We start from the raw sequence: 21,880 nt of genomic DNA on the forward strand, positions 1-21,880 counted from the left end.
CGAATTTTAATCATGAGTATATTTATATAATAGAACTTATTTTTAAGGTCTAATTTAATATGAGAGTTAATTAATAGATTTCGACGATCTATTTAAATAAAAAAATAGTGTACTGGGGGAGTACACTATCTGGAAAGTTAGGATTATAAATTATTTTTCTAAATCCCCACCTGATATGTTAAGTAATATGATAAAAACTAAAACTTATCAGGCCTTTTAAATATAGTAAAAGGGATTGAGGAGTTTTAGATACAAAGAGTTTTAGGATATAAGTAAAGTATATTTTAAAATATACTTTACTTATTTATATTATATCCAGATACTATGTTTTAACTCAGTAAATTATGAAATATAGTGAGAAATGTATAAATTTGATGTATTCATTTGAATAATTTACTTAATTAAAATATTAAAACTGTTAGTAAACAGCCAGAAATACCAATTAATAAAAATAGCCTAGATTATTAATAAGGAGTTACAAAAATACTCCTTTTTTTTATAATTTTGTAACTAAAATGACATAAACCTTTGATTTTAGAGAAGATTACTTATATAATAGAGAAGACGTAATTTTTTTGAGAGGATGATTATATGACAAAAGGCAAAAAGATAAAAATACCTAGAGAAATCATACTTGTCTTAGTATTATTATTCATAAAGCTAATTATATTTAATACAGTTACAGAAAGTTCACATGTTGGATTTACGCTTATATTGACAAGTACAATATATATGATATTTATAGGTTCTGCCTTTAATCTAGTTCGGGCTAAGAGACGTAATTTAGTTATCGGAATTACCTATACAATTATATCTGTTATAATCTTTGCAGATTGCTTATATTATTCATATTTTAATCAATTATCATCTGTTGTACTTTTAAAGCAAACTTCACAAGTAACTACAATAAAGGATAGTATAATTTATCTATTAAAACCTGCTAACTTAGTAATGATAGTAGACATAATCCCAGTGCTTATATATTTGTTTATAAGAAATAAAAGAAGAAAAACAAATAGCTTAAAAAATGAAGAAAATATAAGGTTTAAAGGTTTAAGTTTAGGAATATCACTTGTATTGATTATAGTTTCTGTATTTGGAATTAGTAAGTTTAATAAGAAAGTTAACTTATTTAGACAAGAGTTTTTCACATATCACATAGCTGACATTTATGAAAATTTCAAAAAAGGCGGAAAAGATGATAGCGTAGAAGCAGCAATATTGACAGACATGGCAAATCAGAAAAAGACTTCAATAGAAGAAAATAAATATTATGGAATAGCAAAAGGAAGAAATGTAATTACTATTCAGGTAGAAAGTCTTCAGAACTTTGTAATTAACAACTTTTATAAAGGCCAAGAAATTACTCCAAACTTAAATAAGCTGTTGAAGAAAGATACTTTATATTATGATAGATATTATCAACAACTTGGGAGAGGAAATACTTCTGATGCAGAGTTTGTTACACATAATTCTCTTTATCCTGCTATGGATGGACAGACATATAGTCTTTATCAAGACAATACTTTCTATGGATTACCTTGGATACTAAAAGAAAATGGTTATTCAACTAAGGCTTTTCATGGATATAAGGCTGAGTTTTGGAATAGAAATAAGGCTTATCCGAATCAAGGATTCGATGAGTTTATAAGTCAAGAAAAACTTGGATCTAAAGAGATTATAGGATTTGGACTAAGTGATAAGGAATTTTTTAAGGAAAGTATGCCTTATTTAAAACAAACACAATCCCCTTTTTATGCGTTTCTTGTAACACTTACTAGTCACCATCCATACAATATGCCTGAGAAATATAAAGAGCTAAAACTAGAAGATAAACATAAAGACACTTTATTTGGACAATATATCCAATCAGTTCATTATGCAGATGCTGCTTTAGGAGAATTTATAGAAAATTTAAAAAAAGAAGGGCTATATGAAAATTCAATTATAAATATATATGGAGATCACTTTGGTTTAAACTCAGACTTTACACCTAATAAAAAGTTATTAACAGAATATTTAGGATATGAATATGACTATGATGAAATGATGAGAATACCACTTATAATGCATATACCTGAAAGTGGAATCAATGAAACTAATTCTTTGACAGGAGGACAAATTGACTTTTTACCAACATTACTAAATATAATGGGAATTGAAAATAAAAAAGGAATAATGCTTGGTAGAGACTTGAATAATTCTGAAGAAGGATTTGTTGCACAGCAAACATATATGATAAAAGGATCATTTATAGACAATGACAATGTGTTTTCTATGTCAAGAGATAGAATATATGAAAATAGTAGAGCTTGGAACTTTAAAGTTAGAAAACCTGTAGATATACAAAAATTTAAAGATGGATATGAAAAAGCAATAAAAGAAATAAATAAATCAGAATATATTTTAGAAACAGATTATTTATCTAATTTTATCAAAGATAGAAAGAACAAATCGGAAAGAAAAAATAAGCGTATAGAACCTCAAGAAATGGTACTTGATTTAGGACTTAGTGAAGATAAAATAACTTCTAAAAATATAAAAGAAATTTTGGATAAAGGCTATAAAGAAGGTTTCAGATTCTTTAAATTAGACTTTGAATTAACACATGAAGATAATATAGAAATGAACTACTCTCTTAAGAATACAAATATAAATGATTACTTTGAATGGATAAAAGATAAAAAGGATGCTTATTTCATTACAAATATTGAAGGTGATGGAATGAAAGCACTTAGAATTATAAGAGAGACAAAACCAGACATAGCAAACAAACTTGTACCACAAATATATGGTTTAGAAGACTATTTTACAGTTCAAACACTACAATATCTAAATATCATCTTTGTCCCTGAAGAAAACTATAAAGATAAGGAAATAATAGATTTTGTTAAAAGGGAAAGATTATTAGGTATTAACTTATCAGCTTCACGTGGAGCCACTAGTCTCTCAGCTAAGTTAGATAAAGAAGGCGTATTTGTATATGTATATACTGTAAATGATAAAAATGAGATGAATAACTTAAGGAAAAATAAAGTAAAAGGATTTTATACTACAAATCTAGATAAATAAAAAATGACCCCATAACTTGGGGTCTTTTAATTTTTTTTGAAAGCTCTATACTAAAAAATAACAATTATTTATTTGAAGCTAATAATATCTTTTCTAAATCTTTTGTAGGGTGGTTTGGATAATCAATAACCTTACCTTCCCATGTTCTTATTTTTATAAAGTCCTTACCCCTTGAGATTAAATATTGTGGCATTAGAGGTGTTTTACCATTTCCGTTCGGTGCATTAACAATATACTGAGGTATTGCCATACCAGATGTATAGCCTCTTAAATATTCCATTATTTCCAATCCATCATCTACAGAGGTATTAAAATGCATTGTTCCGACTACATTTTTCGCATGAAATATATAATAAGGTCTAACCCTACATTTTAAAAGCTCATGATTTAAAAGACGCATTACATACTTATCATTATTTATACCGTTTAAAAGAACAGCTTGGTTTCCTAATGGAATACCTGCATTAACAAGCTTTTCACAAGCTTCTTTAGATTCCTGCGTAATTTCCATAGGATGATTGAATTGAGTATTTATATATATAGGAGCATACCTCTTCAATATATCTATCAAGTTGTCAGTTATTCTCTGCGGCAAGGTTACGAGGACTCTTGTACCAAGTCTTATATAATCAACAGTAGGAATAGCATGTATTTCTCTTAGAAGCCAATCCAATGTATTATCAGATAAGGCTAGAGCATCTCCACCTGTAATTAAAACATCTCTTATTTCAGGATTATTTCTTATATATTCAATAGATTCTTTTAAAGTATCTTTTGAATTATGGCAATCTTTAGACTTTATGTTTCTTCTTCTTTGACAATGTCTGCAATACATAGCACATTCATTGGTAACGTTTATTATTAGTCTGTCAGGATATCTTCTAGTTATTGATCCAGCAGGATTAGTATACTCTTCACCCATAGGATCTTTTTTTCCTTCTTCTATAAGTTCTAAATTAGTTGGAATAGATTGTAGTTTTATTGGATCTAGCTCGTTATCATCATCAATTAGAGCTAGATAATAAGGAGATATTGACCATCTATATTTTTCTTGAACTTTTTTTATAGAATCAATTTCTTTATCAGATAATTTTATAATTTTAGATAACAAGTCTACATCAGAAATTCTATTACTAAGTTGCCACTTCCAATTCTTCCAGTCTTCTTCTGTTGCATTTAAAATCGAAAGTATTTTTTCCTTTTTATCTTGTATCTTTTTTTCCTGAGCTTTAGACAAACCCTTTGGGATGGAATCTTTAATAGAAAGGTAATCCTTAATTCTAGACTTAAGTTCGTCAGCTCTTTGAAGTGATATTTTTCTTGTATCTATAGTTCTATTCATACAAATATACCTCCTTTTTTAAGTTAAGTATAATTGTTTAATAGAGCTTTCCATGAAACTACTATTATATAAATAATTTTAGCCACAAAGTATAAAAGTCACCCAATCGTATTGATAGACATATCGGACAACTCTATTATTATATTATAACATAAGTTAAGCTTATTAATCAAAAAATTAATTTAGAAAACCAATATTCTATTAGCTTGAAAATAAACTTAATATTATAATAGTACTTTTAATAAATTCCTATGATTTTATATTTAATTTTATATTATAAAACTAGAACGAGAAAATACGTGCATAATGGAGTTTTACAACACTTAATTTAAAAATTATAATGTTTAGGTTAAAAAAATTAAAAATTAAATATAAATAGAATACTAAAAACAAAATAAATTACATATTGGAAGGGCTGAATAATAATGAAAAATATTTTAAGGATTTATAAAAGAGACATTAAAAATATATTATCTGACTGGGTAGTATTAGTAGTGATACTAGGACTTATGATACTCCCGGCACTTTATGCATGGTTCAATATAAAGTCTTCTTGGGATCCTTATGGAAATACTTCAGGAATAAAAGTAGCAGTAGTTAATAATGATAAAGGTGATAGTTTTAAAGGTACTAAGATAAATGTAGGTAATCAACTTGTACAACAACTAAAAGGAAATAAAAACATAGGATGGAACTTTGTAAGTGAAAAGGAAGCGGATAAGGGACTAAAGAATGGAAAGTATTATGCAAGTATAAAAATAACAGATGATTTTTCTCACAAGCTACTTTCAATAGTTAGGGATGAACAAGAAAAGCCAAGTATAATATATTCAGTAAATGAAAAAATAAATGCAGTAGCGCCAAAGATAACTCAGAAAGGTGTTACAAGCTTACAGGGTGAAGTAACTAAAAATTTTGTAAAGACTGTAAATGGAATTATATTTGATTTATTTAATAAATTTGGAGTTGAATTAGAACAAGGGAAGCCTAAACTAAAAGAGTTACAGAACTTAATATATTTTGTAGATGAAAAGATACCTCAAATCAATAAAGATATTGAGGAATTTGATAAAGGATTAATAACTTTAAATGGATTAACAAAGAAAGTGCAAGGAAATGTTCCGTTAATTCAAGATTCTATTAAAAAAGGTTCTAATGCAGCAAATAAAAGTAAGGATTTTTTAGTAAGGGCTAAAGATGGAATTCAACAAGCTGGACCTAGTATTAAACAGGACTTAATTTTAGCAAGGCAGATAACAAGTGGAGCTGAAAATATGATACCTGAAGCTATAAACTTGATAAATACAGATGCTCCTAAAGCTAAAGAAATGTTAATAAATATAAAAGATAAGTTTAATAATGGGACAAGTATAATAACTAACATTACAAACTTTTTAAGATCCATAGATAAAGATTCAAATAGTAATATTATTCAATCTATCATAAATAAGCTAGCAGTCATTAAGAGTAACATGAATAATAAAGTTCAACTTATAAATAAAGTAATAGACATAATTAACAACGGACAACAGCCTTCTGTGGATATATTAAATAAAATAAATGATTTATCCACAAGAGTAACTCCTACCTTGAATGCAATTATAAATAGTTTTGATAGTAAAGTTATTCCTGCTATAAATAATATTACTGGTGAGTTAATAAACGTTACAGATAATGCTATAAAATTATTAAACGATGCAAATGAAGATTTACCTGTTGTTGAGGACTTAATAAACAAGGCTTACAAAGGTAGTGAAAAAGGAGCAGAAGGCATTGATCTTCTAAAGAAAAAGCTACCTGGAATAGAAACCTCTATACATTCAGTAGCAATTAAGCTAAGAAAATTAGATAATGATCAAGATTTAAATGAGATAATTAAGCTTCTAAAAAATGATGCTAGAAAAGAGAGTGAATTTCTATCTAATCCAATAGAGATAAAGGAAAATAGGATATTTGCTATTCCAAACTATGGATCTGCAATGTCACCTTTTTTTACAACGCTGTCTCTATGGGTAGGTACACTATTACTAGTATCATTATTATCTACTCATGTAAAAAAACTAGATGATAATAAAAATTTAAAAGCTTATGAGAAATATTTAGGAAAATACTTAACCTTTATGACAATAGCAATATTTCAAGCTATTATAGTAAGTACTGGAGACATTTTTATACTTAAGACATATGTGTCAAATAAATTAGTATTTTTATTGTTTTCAGTATTCATAAGCATAGTATTTTCAATGATAATATATACTTTAGTATCTGTGTTTGGAAATGTAGGAAAAGCATTAGCGGTTATACTTTTAGTACTACAGATATCTTCTTCAGGAGGTACTTTTCCTATAGAAGTTACTCCTACATTTTTTCAAAAAATAAATCCTATGCTACCTTTTACTTATGCTGTATCAGGCATGAGAGAAGCAGTTGGAGGGGTAATTCTAGAATCATTAAGATATAATACTATTATTCTTTTACTATATTTCTTTATATTTTTAGCTATAGGACTTCTATTTAAGAAAAAATTGGACAATATAAATAGTAAGTTTGTAAAAAGATTTAAAGAAAGTGGGTTAGGAGAATAACATGAAAATCAATGATTTTCTAGTTGAAGCAGGGGCAGACTTTGCTAGTGATTATATTAAGAATCTGAAAGATAAGGATCCAGAAAGACTAGAAGAAATAAATAAGTTAATATGTAACTTTACAGATGTAGCAATTAATCTCTTAAAAGAGAGTTCTGAATTTCGTAAAAAATTTGCAGAAATTCATGCTGAATTTTTAAAACATCCTGAATGTAAGCAAGTTATAGACGAGACTTTGAATTCTGTTAGCAAGTATAGGCCAGATTTAATTAAAAAATAGAATATAAAACTGTTTAAGATAATTAAATTAATCTATTGAAAAAAGTATGTGAGTATTAAAAAAAGCGTTTGATAAAAAATCAGACGCTTTTTTAATATGAGCTATTCATAGCTTTTCCAATATTCTTCTAAAGTAATATTTTTTGAAGTAATATATTTAGCAACTTCTGTGCCCACATATCTTATATGCCAAGGTTCATATTTGTATCCTGTTATTTGTTCTTTTTCTTTAGGATATCTTATAATGAAACCATATTTCCAACAATTTTCTTTTAGCCATTTTCCTTCTTTTGTAGTACCAAAACTTTCAATTAGTCCAAATCCTGCACTTTTACTTGAAACATCCATTGTAAGTCCTGTTTGATGTTCACTTTCACCTGGATGAGCACTTACCCTATTAGCTTCCTTTTCACCTGAACGTCTAGCATTATTTCTAAAAATATCAGTTTGCTTTTTATACGATCTATATCCTGAAACAGCAAAGAGCTCAATATTATCATCTTTAGCAGCCTCAAATAATTGTTCTAAAGCAAATGCGGCTTCTTTTCTAAGCTGTTTTTTAGGAACATTTCCACTAAACGAAAAAGAAACATTAGGTACAACTAAATCTTTTGGTATATAATTAGATGGTAAACTATGTTGCTTGTTAACTAGTGCAACTATACTTTCAGGATTAGTCATATCTTCTTTTTTTCTTAAAGGTTTATCTTTTTCTTGTTTCTTCTTATTAATATTATTTCCATCTGATTTTTTATTGTCTTTTGAAACTTTCTTTTTATTTGAGGAACTAGATTTACTTAAATTATTATTTGAACTAGATGCTTTACTATCGTCTTTTTTGATGAAAGTATTAGATATTACGATGCCTAAAATAATAAATACTGAGACTGCAATTATTCTTCTAATCATCATCTTTCTTCTTCTTCTAAAAATTTTCTTCTTGCTCATTACTTTATATTTTTTCATTGAAAACATCTCCTAATAATTCTGAATATATTATAAATGTATGATAAAGGTTAAACCCGTTTAATAGCTCGTCCAATATTTTAAAATATATAAATATAAATCTTTATAAGATTCATATCAAAAGAACATTCATTTATAAATTTTATTATATAAAGGATTAAAATTCAATTCTAGTTAGCTAAGGTTAGTAGAGCTTTAAAAATTTTAAGTTAGTTATTTAAGCATATTCTTTGAATAATAGAGTTTATGTGCTAGATTCTATTATTTAATATATATTATTTTGATATATGTGGAAGAAGTTTTATGATACTGAATAAAAATTTATCTTAATTGTTATATCAATTTTTTTATAGTTTTTGAACTCAGTATAAGTAATTTTAGATATATAATAGCTTGTTGAATAACTAAACATAGAAATAATAAAACATTAGGATAAAGTAAAACTATTTATAATGTTATTACGAATATAAAGATGGAATGATTGAAAAGCTACTTATGGATTTATTAAGAATATATAGATAAGTGATAAAATGGTGAAATATGGATAGAGAAAAACGACTGATAAAAAAAATTAAATTAAAGTCAAGTCAAGCTGCAGCAAATGAACTTATTTCTAAATATTATAAGGAAATATATGCATATGTGTATAAACAAACAATTGATAAAGAATTATCTATGGATTTGACTCAAGAAATCTTTATAAGCATGTTAAAGTCAATAAATAGCTATGATGAAAATAAGGCATCTTTTAGGACATGGCTATATAAAATATCAACCTATCGAGTTGTCGACTACTATCGTTCAAAGTATTACAAATATAGTAGTAATATAGTATCAATTGACGATTATGACATATACGATAATGAGGATATAGAAATTACAATGGAATATAAGCAAGATATCGAAAAAATTATTAATATAGTAAATCGATTAGATGCTTCAACACAACAAATATTTAGACTAAAGTTTTTTGCAGAATATACTTTTTTAGAAATATCAAATATACTGCAGATATCTGAATCTACAGTTAAGACAAAATATTATTCAATGCTTAAGAAGATTAGAAAAAATTTTGAGGAGGAACAAAATGAGCAAAGATAAGTTTTCTATAGATATGCCTGATGAAACTATAATAGAAGCTCAAATAGATACTATTGTGAAAAAGGGTCTTAATCCAAAGAATTCATTTTATTCAGATTTAAAGAGTATGTATAAGCAAATAGGATTCAAATATTTATTTCATGACATGTTAGAGATTACTTTTACTGTTCTGATAATATTTTCTATGTTGCTTGTTCCAGTTATTATAAGCAGTGAAATACATGACAAAGTAAATAGCCGATATATATATGCTTTTATATTTACAGTTTCTCCTATTATGTATTTAGTTATATCATTATTATCATTTGTTAATACAAAGCAAAAGGGAACTTATGAAATAGAAATGACATGTAAGTATAATATATATCAATTAGCGACTTTACGAATGCTTGTATTCAGCGTTTTGTGCATTTTATTTAATAGCATATTTGTATATACCATTAATGTTATATACGAACAAATAGACTTTTTAAGAGCATTTATAGTTTCATCCACATCATTGTTTCTATTTTCTACAATTTTTCTATATATGATAATTATTACTCGTTCAAAACTAATAAAGTACATTGTAATAACATCGTGGATAGTACTAAATTCATTATTAGTAGTATTTAATATAGATTTTTATATTTATCTACTTATAAAAATACCTATATATGTTCATTTGGTTGTAACGGCCATTTGTATATATGTTTATATAAATAAACTTAAAAAGCTTATTACTTTTAGAAGTGTACAAGGAGTGATTTAGAATGTTAACAGTAAATAATGTTAGTAAGAATTATGGAAATTTTTGTGCTCTCAAAAATATTGATCTTGAATTTACGAATGGGGTATATGGTCTTTTGGCACCAAATGGAGCTGGAAAGACTACCCTTATTAAAATGCTTACTACACTACTTTTTCCAAGTGAAGGTGAGATACTTTATAATGGAACAGATATTATTAAAATGGATCAAGAGTATAGGGATATATTAGGTTATTTGCCACAAGAGTTCGGATATTATAAAAACTATAGTCCAAAACAATATCTTCTTTATTTATCAGCATTAAAAGGGATAGATAATAGGATTGCTAGGAATAGAGTGGACGAGCTTTTAAAGCTAGTAGCTCTTGAAAATGTAGGAAATAAAAAAATGAAAAAGTTTTCTGGAGGAATGATTCAGCGTGTAGGAATAGCTCAAGCAATGCTTAATGATCCTAAAGTTCTTATATTAGATGAACCTACTGCTGGACTAGATCCAAAGGAAAGAGTGCGATTTAGAAATTTACTTACAGAGCTATCTAGAGAAAGAATAGTTATTCTTTCTACTCATATAGTATCTGATGTTGAATCAATAGCTAATGAAATTATTATGATAAAAGACAGTGAAATTCTTTATAAAGATAGTATAGAAAACATATGTAAAATACTTGATGAAATTGTTTATGAAACAGAAATAGAATTTGATGATACTTCAGTATTTAGAAAACAGTATCTTTCATTATCAGAAAAACAAGAGGAAGGAAAAATGAGAATAAGATTTATATGTGAGGAGGAACCACATAGCTCTTGGAAAGCTGTTAAACCAAGTCTAGAGGATGTATTTCTTTATGTCTATAATGATGAAATCTTAGAAAAGGAGTAAGTACTTGTGAATATAAGAAAATATGAATTTAAGAAAGCTATGACTTCACCAGTGATAATAGGGCTAATGTTGGTATTTATATTTTTTAATGTTTTTATTATATTTGAAAATAGATATTTTAGTGATGAACTAAAAGTTTTAAACAAAGTTGTAGATAAGTTCGGCTATAAAATAAATAATGAAATGACAACTAATTTAAAGAAATACTACACAGATGGACTAAATAAGATGAATCAAATCACCAATCAGAAAGTATCAAAGACATACGAAAATGTATCATCTTTTTTTGAAGAAGGTATGACAGAATCTCAGTATGGTCATAAAGAGGATATTTATAGCCAAGAAGATATGAGATTTATACAGGAACTAAATATTGTTGAGTCTTATTATTATATGATTAATGACATTGATAATAGTTATGCACAGATTGATTTAATGAAAAAGGCTGAAGATGAAATAGAAAAGTATAACCTTAGTGGTGAAGCCGCTAATACAGTAAGAAATGAATATAAAAAATTTACAAAAAGATTTGATGAATTAGTTAAAAATGAAGAGCATAAGAATCTATTTTTTATGGGACCTATATATAGAATGCATTCACTACTGTTTAAAACTTTATTTAAAAGTTTTATCTTTGAGATAATAATATTAGGAGTAATTATTACTTCATATTTAACAAACTATGAGTTTGATAATAATACACACCTTCTAACATACTCAACAAAAAGAGGGAGAAGTCTAATCAAGGACAAGCTGTATATGTCTATGTTTGTAAATATAATAGTAGCTACGATTATTATAGTCACTGGACTAATGGCATATTTTATTATGTTTGATTATTCAGGGCTTTGGAATGTTCCTATAAGTAGCTATTTTAATATTGAATTTAAATTTCCATATATGTCATGGTGGAATATGTCATTTATTCAATATTTATTTTGCGGTATAGGTCTTATCTATATCTGTACCTTAATTTTTACTGGTATTACTTTTGTTATATCAAAGTTTATAAAGAATAGCTATATTGCGTTTTTTATATTCTTTATAGTATTTGGTACGTTATTATCTATACCGAGTATGCTTGCAACTGATAGTAATACTATTTTTATGGGTTCATTTACGCCATTTATTCTTATTATAAATTCTTCACAGTGGTTTATGGAAAGTGGAGCTTTTAGTACTTTTAAATACTATGAGGCTATTACGGTAGGAACATGGTCAGTATCACTTATAATTTTAAGTAGTTTATGTATCAAAAGATTTAAAAAACAAGATATATATTAGGGAGGGATCTGATTGAGGATAGTTTTAAATGAAATGAAGAAAATATTTAGCTTGAAAATGATATCTTTACTTATAATTATCAGCTTAATAATATACTATTTATTTATTAGTTTTTACATTCAATATTTTCCTAATGGTAGGCCTGAATTAGATATTTACAATGTATCGGTAGAAATGATTGAGAATTATGGGGAATACATGGATGAAGATGAATTTAAAGATTTTAAAGTTAAGTATAATGAAAAAGTGAAAGAAGCAGACAAATATATTAAATCAAATGAAAGATTTAAAAAGGCAGGTATAACAACATATAAAGAATTTGAATACACAGATACAATGAATGATAAAACTTCAACAAAACTTCAAGAATTACATGACTATATCCTATTTGAACAAAAAGTAGATTTATTTTGGGAGATACCTGAAAGAGAAGATATAATAAAATCCTACGAAGAAAAAGAAGAAAATATGTTAAAAAAATATGAACCGATGGATGAAAAGCAAGAAATAAGAGTTAAAGAGTTATTAAAAAAAGGTAGTGATGAATCGATTTTACCAAGCTTAGTATTTGGAAACTATAATAACTTAATAAAAAATGTATGTATGCTTATATTAATTAGTATAATGTTTATAATATCTTTAATATATATAAAGGATAGAAAAAATAAAGTAAATTATCTTCAATATACATCTAAAATAGGAAGAAAGATATTTAAAAATAAGATAATAGCAGGATTATTGTCTTCTTTTATAATAACAACATTACAACTTATAGTTTTCTTTGTTGTGTATTCATTTAATAACGTGTCAATGTTTTTTAACTCTGATATAAATTCAGTCTTTAATAGCAATATCTCATGGTATGATATTACATTTATACAATATATAATTATTACAATAGTAGCAGTATATATATTGTCATTCATTTTTGCTTTAATGTCTATGTTCGTTTCAAGTATAGCTAATAATTATATAGCTTTAGTAGGAATACAGTTACCAATAGCTTTGGTTACTTTTAAGTTATTTTTAAGACGACTTATAGTTTTAATAGTAGATATTGAAGTTTCACAAATATTATTACCATTATGTTATGTGGCTTTAATTTTTACTTTTGTGACAATAATGATAATAAGATGGAGAAGAGAAAAAACGTTAGACGTTGTTAATTAATAAAAAACTTAATATATGCTTTTATAATTATAAATAGACACTATAAATATTAATGATCATTAATATTTATAGTGTTTTTGCTATATTTAAATGTACTTGATAAATATAATTAAAAATTATATGAAAAATAAAAAAGGGGAAGCGAAACTTTATTAAATTTGATAACGTAATTTACAGAGTATAAGTGTGTAATATTATTATGTATTTAAGACTACTCTAGTACATGCCATGAATAATAAAGTTTTATTGTACTAAACTTCATTATTTGATATTATTTACTATGTTAAAGGTTAGAATAATTATGAGACTATAGAGTCTCAACTGTGAATTTATAGCTGGAGATGTTATGAAAAAAGTCGAAGAATTAAAAGAAAAGCCAGATATTATAATATTAGACCCACCAAGAGATGGTATACATCCAAAAGCTATTCATAAAATAATAGACTTTAACCCAGAACAGTTTATATATGTATCATGTAAACCAACGTCTTTAGCTAGGGATTTACCTATATTTGTAGAGAGAGGGTATAAAGTGGAGAAGGTTAAGTGTGTGGATATGTTTCCTATGACTCCCCATGTTGAGTGCGTGACATTGATGTCAAGGGTGGAGAAATAGGACTACTCAAAACACTGATAAATAAAGGGTTTTCTAGGTTGAAAGATTTTCTGCCTAATGTCTGGCAGTGCCTTTTAATCTTGAAAATCCTTATTTTTGTTTATGAGGAAATAGGTCAACTGTGAAAAATGTGTGTAGGGTTGAGTTGACAAGTTAGATAAATTCATAGGGTTGTGTAGACAGGATAGATGTAAGTTTTTTAATATTTAGGCTGTTAATCTCCTGTATATTATTATAAGAAATAGATATGTACTACCTTATAAGAAACAAATTATAGGATGCAGTAAGTTACTTATGGAAATCAAGCCTTGTAATAAGTACATTTCATTGTTATAATATGTAATTAAGATAAGAGAGTGAGGAGAAGAGATGCCTGATAATGTTGTTGAAGCATTACGAGAAGCTTCTATAAATAAATTGTTTTCAGCTAATGTATTTGATAATAGCTTTTCAACATGGACTCCAGTTATAAATAGCCTTATACCAGCTAGAACATCAAGGCAAGTATTAGATTTGGGCGATCATTTATCTGATATTTTTAGGACTACTAGGACTGGTGGTAGGGGGCAAGGAGAAGTATCTGGTGGTGGAGCGGCATGGGAATCGCTAGTCTGTTGGTATTTGAACTTGTGTTTGATAGGGCGAAGAACTGTAGTAATTAAGCACAATCGAGAATTGATTCCACAACCTGTAAGCGATGCAATAACAGTAAATTATCATAATTTTGTTTCCAATACTGAATCAGACTTGATTGCAATTACATTTCCTGACAGACCAGAATATTCAATAAATAAAGATACTATCAATATATTTGATGAGAATGGTGCATCCGTGTCTTTACGGATAGGAAGAAACAATCGCTATAACTTATTAGCTGTTTTAAATGCTCTGTGTCATAGGGACTTTACCGATCTTGAGATACATATAATCCAATGTAAAACAAATTGGAATGATAATGCACAGATTCCAATGCTTTGGGATATGATATATTCTGCAACTAATTTCCGTACAAATGTTACCGTTGGAAGAAACGGATATGCTATAGCTGATGTTGCTAGATTTACATATTCATTTGTAACCGTACCAACTAGTAGAATGAGTGGTATAAATGCGAATTCAACGTGTGTCAAGAGAGTAACGAATATGACTGGAGGCAATTATTGGGGCAGACCAACAGTGAATAACGTTGCAAATTCAATAAAAGAAATGTTACAACGTAATCTTTCTACTGGTCACAGCCGAAACCATTTAACTACGTTAAATGGTGAACTTCCAAATCTTAATACAGATTATTCTTATTTTAGATTATAAAAAGAGGGTGGTACAAAGACTACCCTCTTTTTATTTAATTATTTAATGTTTTTTAATATCTCCAATGCTATTGCGTGTGCCATAAGTGGTGGCACTGCGTTTCCCACTTGAGTATACTGTGGGGTTTCAAGTTTTCTGCGATCTCCTCCAGTAGTACGCTTACCTTGAAAAACAAAGCTGTCGTCAAAGGACTGTAAACGTGCCATTTCACGGACCGTTAAAGAACGATTAGCACCATAATGTGTAAAATCGTCCCCGATTGTAAGAATTGTAGTACTTGGTTTATCTGGATCTAAACAGGAGTAGTTGCGTTTATTAGTTCCAGTTAACAGTTTGTTGTGGGGCTCTTTTTCCTTGGCTAAAGAAAAACTACCATATTTTCGGATGAGAGCATATCGTTTTTGTACGTCTGAATTATGTCTGGATGTTTCGTGGTTAGCCAACTGTATGGTTTCTAATTCTGAGTTAGAGATTTCTTCTGCAGAATTTGCCGAAGTATAAACTGGCGCAGGAACCGGAAACCGCTTAGGATTAAGACGACCTTGTCGGCTCCATTCAGCATATGATTTCATCTCAGCATAACGACCAGTTCCTTTTGCATCTTTATTTCCCAGAATTGTTCTTTTAGTACTCCCTGCTTTTGTTTTACAGAATTTTTTATAAAATATATCATCGTATTCTGTTGCTTTGCAACCAATACCAATATAATTTAGATCGCCGATAGCTTCTTCAACAGTTACTTTTTCATTTTCTGTAACTGTTGCAGGTATTGAGGAAATAACTGGTTGGTCATTGCGACAACCTATGAAAACAACACGTTGTCTATTTTGTGGCACACCGTAATCAGAAGCATTCAACACAATTGGCTCATTAATACGATAAAGTTGAATCTGCTCAACTAAATCATTGAGCTCATTTATGTATGATGCATCTGCCTTTGAACTAGCAAGTTTGGAAATCCTATAAACAGTAGCAATAGTATCCTCACATAATATTTCTACTGCGAGCCTTGTATCTTCAAGCACCTTCAAGGTATTGTTATCAGATGCACGAGTTGAAAGTGAGTCAATAGCATCGTTGAAAATTCTGGTTATTTCTTCAAGTTCGAGATAATCAGTCATGGTATCAAATCTTTCTTTGTAGATGCTACGATTGAGGTGGCACTCGTTTATGCATACCTTTAGTTTGCGGGAGATGGCTTCTAATCCACGATGTGATTTTATCAAATTAAGTGCCTGTCTCACAACGTTCCTATCATCTTCGCTAATTACTTTGTTATTTCGGAATGCACTAACAAATCTGTCAGCAATTTTATCAATAAAAACGCTTAAGGGCTTATTCTCTATATTATTCTTCTCCGCAAGAATGGACTGTAGTAAAAAATCTTGCTCGGATTCGGAAAAATAATCGACACTAATTTTTTTAAGTATAGAAAGATAATCAGCCCTTCTACTATTTATAGCTTCTTGGTGTTGCAATATTATACTTAATTTTTCAAGAGCATATTGCAGTTCAATGGAGCTATCTTCATTGAGGCTTTTTTCAAGTTCTGATTCTGAAACAAAACCATATAGAGTTTGTAAATGATCATAGTCAACAATGTTCCTAATTTCACTTAAAATACGGTCTTTTATCTTTCCCTTGTCCTTTGTTAGGATTCCAGCCACATTTTCCATTACAAAATACTTGGGCTTGATTACTTCAATTACTCGCAGGTAATAAGCGAATAAATCATCTTTTTTATCGTTTTTCCGACGTTCACCTGCTAAGCTAAAGGACTGACAAGGAGGTCCACCTACTAATACATCAACTCTAACATCCCCATATTTCTTTTCAATAGTGGCGCAGAGTGTTTCTATATAGTCAGGATCAGTTATATCTTTTGTTAAAAATTCTGTGGAAAGCCCAAGTTGTTTATTATAACGTATTCTATGAGTTACTTCGCAAGTTGGGTTTATATCACTTGCTAATAAAAAATCGTAGTATTGGCCATTATATTCAGCCTGCAAAAAGCCTTCGCTAAAGCCCCCTGCACCGGCAAATAAATCTATAAAGGTTGGCAAACAACCACACCTCCTTATTCGTTTTAAGTTTTATGATATGTTGTATCTAAGGTAACAGCAGTAATTATAGCATGGTAGAGGCTAAAAGTCCAGGCGTTTATTCAATTTTTTTCGACTTCTTAATCCACTACTTACGGCTTAACCGTTCCATCCTTTATGTGAAAGCTGATGTTTCTTTCTCTACAGAATTTAATTACAATTTCAGCTTGTTCATTATAAAACTCTTTGTGCTTCTTAAAAGCAGTAATTTCTTTACTATAGTTTGTTCTACCAAATATTATTTTATCGGTAAAACTTATTGCTTCAAGAATATCATCTAGATTTTGTTCTATTATATTTGGAGTAGGATACGGCTCAATGCTTACCCATGTTTTAAATCCAGCATCGTGTAATGCTCGTAATGAAGATAATCGTTGCTTGTAAGGAGCCGCACCAGGCTCTATTCTTTTCCTATAATCCTCGTTAAGTGAAACCAGCGTTATACCATATTCGTTGTCTTTGGAATATTCCTTAAGTTCAATTGGTAATAAACCTTTAGTAAGGATAGAACACTTAATGCCAGCATCATTGAGTTTTCGTATAACCGCAAGACTCAATGCTTTTATTTCATCATATCCGTACATAAAGGGATCTGTAGTAAAACAAAGATGTAGAGTTGTTATTTTATCCTTGAATTTGGGTATTTCCATATCAAGTAATTCTAAGGTGTTTTCTACAATTGCTGGTTTTATCCAGTCTTCATAAGTTTTGATTTTACCGAATCGCTTTTTCATCATATAGGCATAACAAGGATATTTACATCCATGAGAGCAACCTTGAATATGATTAATTGTATAATCGCCATACTCTACATTTGTTTTATAAATTAACGATTTTCTTTGTATGAAATTATTGACCTTTTTCATTGTAGCCACCTTATTTTTATTGTTTTCCCTTTTCCTTCATCCATAAAGGAGGAGGGTTTACCCCTTTTTGTTGTTGCAGGATTGCGAACAACCTCAATACGGTTTTCCTTTTCTAATCTTTTAATTATTCCTTTCACTATGCTTGTTGAGCAAATAGCACCATGTTTGATAAAAAACGCAGCAAGAGCCTCGTATAGAGATATATAGTTTTTATATTGTGAAAAATGCTCTATAGTCTTTTTTTCAATATCTTCATCATCAACAATTTGGTTCTCACAATTTTCTTCCCACAAGGTAAGCTGACCACAGGTTTGAATTTCTTGCAACGCCTGCCAGCGATTGCATATATTATCAACCATAAGCAGACAGCCATCTCTATGGTTTGTTGCGTGAATCATCCGATATTTAGGTCGTTGACCTTTTCTAATTCTTAAAGGCATATTTAAGACATAAGAATAACTTAGTTTTAACCTATTGCAATATTGTTCAGCAAATAGAGATTCTGCTTCATAACCATCAATATTATTCTTTTTATAATCTTGGATAATGGGTTGCCAATAATCCCCGCCTGCAATATCGTCAAGTTCTGCAATAGACTTTTCTGAGGCATCCATTTTAGTGGAATCATACTCTATAAGATCATCAAAAACAGAAACATCTTTATATGTAGTGCCAAAGGCATGACAAGCTTCTCTCACAAAGCCAAAGGAGTTCATATTTATTAATAGTTCTATGGAATTAAAGCGACCCATAGCAAAATTGTCGAAAAGAGAACACTGCAGTGCCTTTATCCCATATGGGTCGATATATAAAAAAACATTACAACCGTTTTTGTCTGACAGCAAATCTACAATCGTGTCTTCATATTTTCCTGAAATTATATTAACATCTGGATAATCTTTTAGGTTTTCATGTAAGTCATCAGCATAGTTTAGGTCAATAAAATTAGTGCTTATTTGTACCGAGTTCATTCGGGTGTTTTTCATGCAATCTTTTATTATATCAAGTGCAATTATTGGTGAACCCGGTTTACCATCTTCAAATTTTCCTTTACCAGCAAAACAATCCACGTAAACAAGTGGCTTATATGTATGAAGAATTTTTGATACATAAGGTTTAAAATAACAACCTAGAAGTTCATCTTTAACCTCAGACCAAGGTTTTTTTTCTTTAAAAAAATCATCATTCTTTTTTGCCATGCTTTTCCACCCCTCATGAAAACATTTTATATCCAGTGTTAATTGATATCTCTTTGTTAGGACAAATTCCTGTTAGTCATCGTCGTTCACAATTTCCATAATATCTGAAATGTCGCAATTAAGAGCCTTACATACTTTTAATAAGATTTCAGTATTAACATTTTCGTTTTTACCCAGTTTAGCCATCGAGGCTGTACTGATACCAGCTGCTTCTCTCAAATCCTTCTTTTTCATGTCTCTATCAATAAGAAGCTTCCATAGTTTTTTATAACTTATGGACATATTGTCACCTCGCCTTAGTTATTAAATAAAGTCTATCATAAAGTTTGTAAAGGTACAATTAAAATTTACGAATGTAAAATAAATATTGAGATACCGATAACATGTGCTATAATTTACCTATAGGATAATGTTCTAAACAAAGGAAATTTCTTAATAAATTCATATGGGGTCAGGAGGGAGTGTTTTGGCAAGCAATCGTTCATTTAAAGACTATGTGGCAGATAGATTCTATAATGAAGTATTTGCTGCTATACAAAGTTACACCACGGACAACTACGATGATTTGGACTTAAGGCTATATAGGGTTCGAAATATTGGAGGCATAGAATTATCAGATATAGAGGTAAAGTTTGTATCTGTTAATGACTTGCCAGATATGAAAATAGAATTTGATATTGTTGTGGAAGCCGAATTAGAAGTCCGTGAGTCGGACTATCATTATGATGAATCGGAAAACTGTAGACAGTGGTTTATGCTGAAATGCACAGGTGATTTAGATTGCAATTTAGATGACTTTACAATCTCTAGTGTAACTGAGTATACCAGTAAAAATAAACAGCCAAAACCTATGTCGGACTCTCTTGTTCCTATCATCTATAAGGAGCAACTGGAATCTGTCGCTACAGACTTTCTTCGCAGACACTACCCAGAAGCACTAAAAACCCCAATGGCAATTGAACCACAAGTACTAGCAGAAAAAATGGGTCTTACAGTGGAAATGAGAGAAATTACAAAGGATTTCTCTGTTTTTGGACAGCTATACTTTCATGATTGTGATGCAGTATTCTATGATGAAGACAGTGATGAGATGGTACAGACCCATGTAGATGCCAGAACTATCATAGTTGATCCAAAAGCGTTCTTCCTACGTAATCTAGGATCGGTAAACAATACCATTGTCCATGAGTGTGTTCATTGGGATCAGCATAGAAAAGCATTTGAATTGGAGCGGCTCTATAACAACAGCCTAACACGAATTAAGTGTCAGGTAGTTGGTGGCATAAAGGACAATAGCAGAGATGCAACTGATTGGATGGAATGGCAGGCAAATGCTCTCACTCCAAAGATACAAATGCCTCTTGCAATGTTTAAAACCCAAGCGTTTAAGTATATTAAGCAATTTCGTACGGAGTTAGGAACATCTGAACTTATAGATGTAATGGAGCCAGTTATTGACGCTTTGGCTACGTTTTTCTGTGTTTCTCGAACCGCAGCAAAAATCCGAATGATTGATGCTGGGTATGAGGAAGCAATTGGAACTTTTACTTACATAGATGGTCGTTACGTCAAACCTCATAGGTTTAAGAAGGGTGCACTTGAAAAAAACCAGACATTTTCCATTGGTGCGGAAGATGCGGCAATTCAGGGACTTACCAACCCTACATTAAGTGCTCTTGTAAGGGATGGTAGTTACCAATATGTTGATGCACATTTTGTTTTAAACCATCCCAAGTATGTAACTCAGGATATATTTGGGGAGACCGTACTAACTGACTATGCACGTAACCATATGGATGAGTGCTGCTTGATATTTGATTTATCAATAAAGTCGGGATGTAAGGAACGATATCATAGTGAATGTTTCTTAAATAGGGATGAAACTTCAGATATCGCCTTTGATATAGTATATGGAAGAGGATATCAGCATGCTTCGCCAGAAAAAAAGGCAGAAATGCTGGCAGCAAAACTTATGGAAGAGAATCGTATATATGGTGAACTGCCAACTAACTATCATACTAGTCTGAAAATAGTGCGTGAGTGGAAAGATGTAACATTTAAAGAATTAGCGGAGAGAACGATGGTTAACGAACGCACTATAAGGCGAATCGTTAATGGTGAAGAACAAGGGTCATTAAATTCAATCATTTTAATTTGCCTTGGATTACATCTCCCACCTAGAATCAGCTATCATATAATTAACAACTCTCCTTTTCGGTTGAATTTTCATAATAACAATAGTCATATCTGGTATGATTTTGCTCTAACATACCTTTACCCCCAAACGATGGACGAAATACGAGCTTTCTTACTAAAGCAAGGTGCAGATCCATTATAAAATTTCAAAATATTTTTGAAA

The 21,880-nt window shown here is 29.6% G+C and carries 17 protein-coding genes; 11 read left to right on the plus strand and 6 right to left on the minus strand.

All coding sequences use genetic code 11. The features are described from left to right. Positions 1-591: 591 nt before the first annotated feature. Complete coding sequence (locus CLPU_RS08480; protein WP_050355235.1) at positions 592-3,072, plus strand: sulfatase-like hydrolase/transferase; 2,481 nt, start codon at positions 592-594, stop codon at positions 3,070-3,072. Positions 3,073-3,136: 64 nt separating this feature from the next. Here CLPU_RS08480 and eam read toward each other — a convergent pair whose 3' ends face one another. Then, entirely contained in the window at positions 3,137-4,414 is a 1,278-nt protein-coding gene (eam, locus tag CLPU_RS08485) for a glutamate 2,3-aminomutase (protein ID WP_050355236.1), read from the minus strand. A gap of 425 nt (positions 4,415-4,839) precedes the next feature. On the opposite strand from eam, the gene CLPU_RS08490 reads away from it, so the two are divergent. Then, the gene (locus tag CLPU_RS08490) at positions 4,840-6,999 is read left to right on the plus strand and encodes a YhgE/Pip domain-containing protein (RefSeq protein ID WP_050355237.1); all 2,160 of its coding nucleotides are present in this window, start codon (positions 4,840-4,842) and stop codon (positions 6,997-6,999) included. A gap of 1 nt (position 7,000) precedes the next feature. Continuing rightward, on the plus strand, positions 7,001-7,279 hold the full coding sequence (locus tag CLPU_RS08495; RefSeq protein ID WP_050355238.1) for a hypothetical protein: 279 nt from the start codon (positions 7,001-7,003) through the stop codon (positions 7,277-7,279). 101 nt (positions 7,280-7,380) lie between these two features. Here the strand turns inward: CLPU_RS08495 and CLPU_RS08500 are convergent, their stop codons facing one another. After that, positions 7,381-8,244, minus strand: coding sequence for a M15 family metallopeptidase (locus CLPU_RS08500; protein ID WP_200898543.1), 864 nt, complete (start codon positions 8,242-8,244; stop codon positions 7,381-7,383). A gap of 540 nt (positions 8,245-8,784) precedes the next feature. Between CLPU_RS08500 and CLPU_RS08505 the strand changes: the two genes are divergently transcribed. The 7 genes from CLPU_RS08505 (at position 8,785) to CLPU_RS08535 (ending at position 15,354) form a co-directional block, all read left to right on the plus strand. Then, complete coding sequence (locus tag CLPU_RS08505) at positions 8,785-9,345, plus strand: RNA polymerase sigma factor (protein WP_050355239.1); 561 nt, start codon at positions 8,785-8,787, stop codon at positions 9,343-9,345. Continuing rightward, positions 9,332-10,096, plus strand: a complete 765-nt coding sequence (locus tag CLPU_RS08510; RefSeq protein WP_050355240.1) for a hypothetical protein — start codon at positions 9,332-9,334, stop codon at positions 10,094-10,096. The genes CLPU_RS08505 and CLPU_RS08510 overlap by 14 nt, the downstream gene beginning before the upstream one ends. Before the next feature lies 1 nt (position 10,097). Continuing rightward, positions 10,098-10,973: an ABC transporter ATP-binding protein gene (locus tag CLPU_RS08515; RefSeq protein ID WP_050355241.1), complete on the plus strand. Its 876-nt coding sequence runs from the start codon at positions 10,098-10,100 to the stop codon at positions 10,971-10,973. 6 nt (positions 10,974-10,979) lie between these two features. Then, on the plus strand, positions 10,980-12,257 hold the full coding sequence (locus CLPU_RS08520; protein WP_050355242.1) for an ABC transporter permease subunit: 1,278 nt from the start codon (positions 10,980-10,982) through the stop codon (positions 12,255-12,257). 12 nt (positions 12,258-12,269) lie between these two features. Continuing rightward, entirely contained in the window at positions 12,270-13,427 is a 1,158-nt protein-coding gene (locus CLPU_RS08525; RefSeq protein ID WP_050355243.1) for an ABC transporter permease, read from the plus strand. Between the two features lie 346 nt (positions 13,428-13,773). After that, the gene (locus tag CLPU_RS08530; RefSeq protein WP_050355244.1) at positions 13,774-14,043 is read left to right on the plus strand and encodes a class I SAM-dependent RNA methyltransferase; all 270 of its coding nucleotides are present in this window, start codon (positions 13,774-13,776) and stop codon (positions 14,041-14,043) included. Between the two features lie 369 nt (positions 14,044-14,412). Further along, positions 14,413-15,354: a hypothetical protein gene (locus CLPU_RS08535; protein WP_050355245.1), complete on the plus strand. Its 942-nt coding sequence runs from the start codon at positions 14,413-14,415 to the stop codon at positions 15,352-15,354. A 38-nt stretch (positions 15,355-15,392) separates the two neighbouring features. Here CLPU_RS08535 and CLPU_RS17670 read toward each other — a convergent pair whose 3' ends face one another. From CLPU_RS17670 to CLPU_RS08555, 4 genes are all read right to left on the minus strand, one after another. Next, positions 15,393-17,417, minus strand: coding sequence for a DNA cytosine methyltransferase (locus CLPU_RS17670; protein ID WP_050355246.1), 2,025 nt, complete (start codon positions 17,415-17,417; stop codon positions 15,393-15,395). Positions 17,418-17,548: 131 nt separating this feature from the next. Next, complete coding sequence (locus CLPU_RS08545) at positions 17,549-18,322, minus strand: radical SAM protein (RefSeq protein ID WP_050355247.1); 774 nt, start codon at positions 18,320-18,322, stop codon at positions 17,549-17,551. Continuing rightward, positions 18,319-19,521, minus strand: coding sequence for a three-Cys-motif partner protein TcmP (tcmP, locus tag CLPU_RS08550; protein ID WP_050355248.1), 1,203 nt, complete (start codon positions 19,519-19,521; stop codon positions 18,319-18,321). Before tcmP ends, CLPU_RS08545 begins: the two co-directional genes overlap by 4 nt. Positions 19,522-19,593: 72 nt before the next feature. Next, positions 19,594-19,803, minus strand: a complete 210-nt coding sequence (locus tag CLPU_RS08555; RefSeq protein ID WP_050355249.1) for a helix-turn-helix domain-containing protein — start codon at positions 19,801-19,803, stop codon at positions 19,594-19,596. Positions 19,804-19,987: 184 nt separating this feature from the next. Here CLPU_RS08555 and CLPU_RS08560 point away from each other — a divergent pair, with 184 nt between their 5' ends. Beyond that, positions 19,988-21,859, plus strand: coding sequence for a helix-turn-helix domain-containing protein (locus tag CLPU_RS08560; RefSeq protein WP_050355250.1), 1,872 nt, complete (start codon positions 19,988-19,990; stop codon positions 21,857-21,859). Positions 21,860-21,880 lie beyond the last annotated feature (21 nt).

It is taken from the genome of Gottschalkia purinilytica (assembly GCF_001190785.1).
GTDB classification, from domain to species: domain Bacteria; phylum Bacillota; class Clostridia; order Tissierellales; family Gottschalkiaceae; genus Gottschalkia_A; species Gottschalkia_A purinilytica.

Bases quoted from the DNA above. Each gene is read 5' to 3' on its own strand.
- CLPU_RS08480 (WP_050355235.1), top strand. From the start codon at position 592: ATGACAAAAGGCAAAAAGATAAAAATACCTAGAGAAATCATACTTGTC.
- eam (WP_050355236.1), bottom strand. From the start codon at position 4,414: ATGAATAGAACTATAGATACAAGAAAAATATCACTTCAAAGAGCTGAC.
- CLPU_RS08490 (WP_050355237.1), top strand. From the start codon at position 4,840: ATGAAAAATATTTTAAGGATTTATAAAAGAGACATTAAAAATATATTA.
- CLPU_RS08495 (WP_050355238.1), top strand. From the start codon at position 7,001: ATGAAAATCAATGATTTTCTAGTTGAAGCAGGGGCAGACTTTGCTAGT.
- CLPU_RS08500 (WP_200898543.1), bottom strand. From the start codon at position 8,244: ATGAAAAAATATAAAGTAATGAGCAAGAAGAAAATTTTTAGAAGAAGA.
- CLPU_RS08505 (WP_050355239.1), top strand. From the start codon at position 8,785: ATGGATAGAGAAAAACGACTGATAAAAAAAATTAAATTAAAGTCAAGT.
- CLPU_RS08510 (WP_050355240.1), top strand. From the start codon at position 9,332: ATGAGCAAAGATAAGTTTTCTATAGATATGCCTGATGAAACTATAATA.
- CLPU_RS08515 (WP_050355241.1), top strand. From the start codon at position 10,098: ATGTTAACAGTAAATAATGTTAGTAAGAATTATGGAAATTTTTGTGCT.
- CLPU_RS08530 (WP_050355244.1), top strand. From the start codon at position 13,774: ATGAAAAAAGTCGAAGAATTAAAAGAAAAGCCAGATATTATAATATTA.
- CLPU_RS08535 (WP_050355245.1), top strand. From the start codon at position 14,413: ATGCCTGATAATGTTGTTGAAGCATTACGAGAAGCTTCTATAAATAAA.
- CLPU_RS08545 (WP_050355247.1), bottom strand. From the start codon at position 18,322: ATGAAAAAGGTCAATAATTTCATACAAAGAAAATCGTTAATTTATAAA.
- tcmP (WP_050355248.1), bottom strand. From the start codon at position 19,521: ATGGCAAAAAAGAATGATGATTTTTTTAAAGAAAAAAAACCTTGGTCT.
- CLPU_RS08555 (WP_050355249.1), bottom strand. From the start codon at position 19,803: ATGTCCATAAGTTATAAAAAACTATGGAAGCTTCTTATTGATAGAGAC.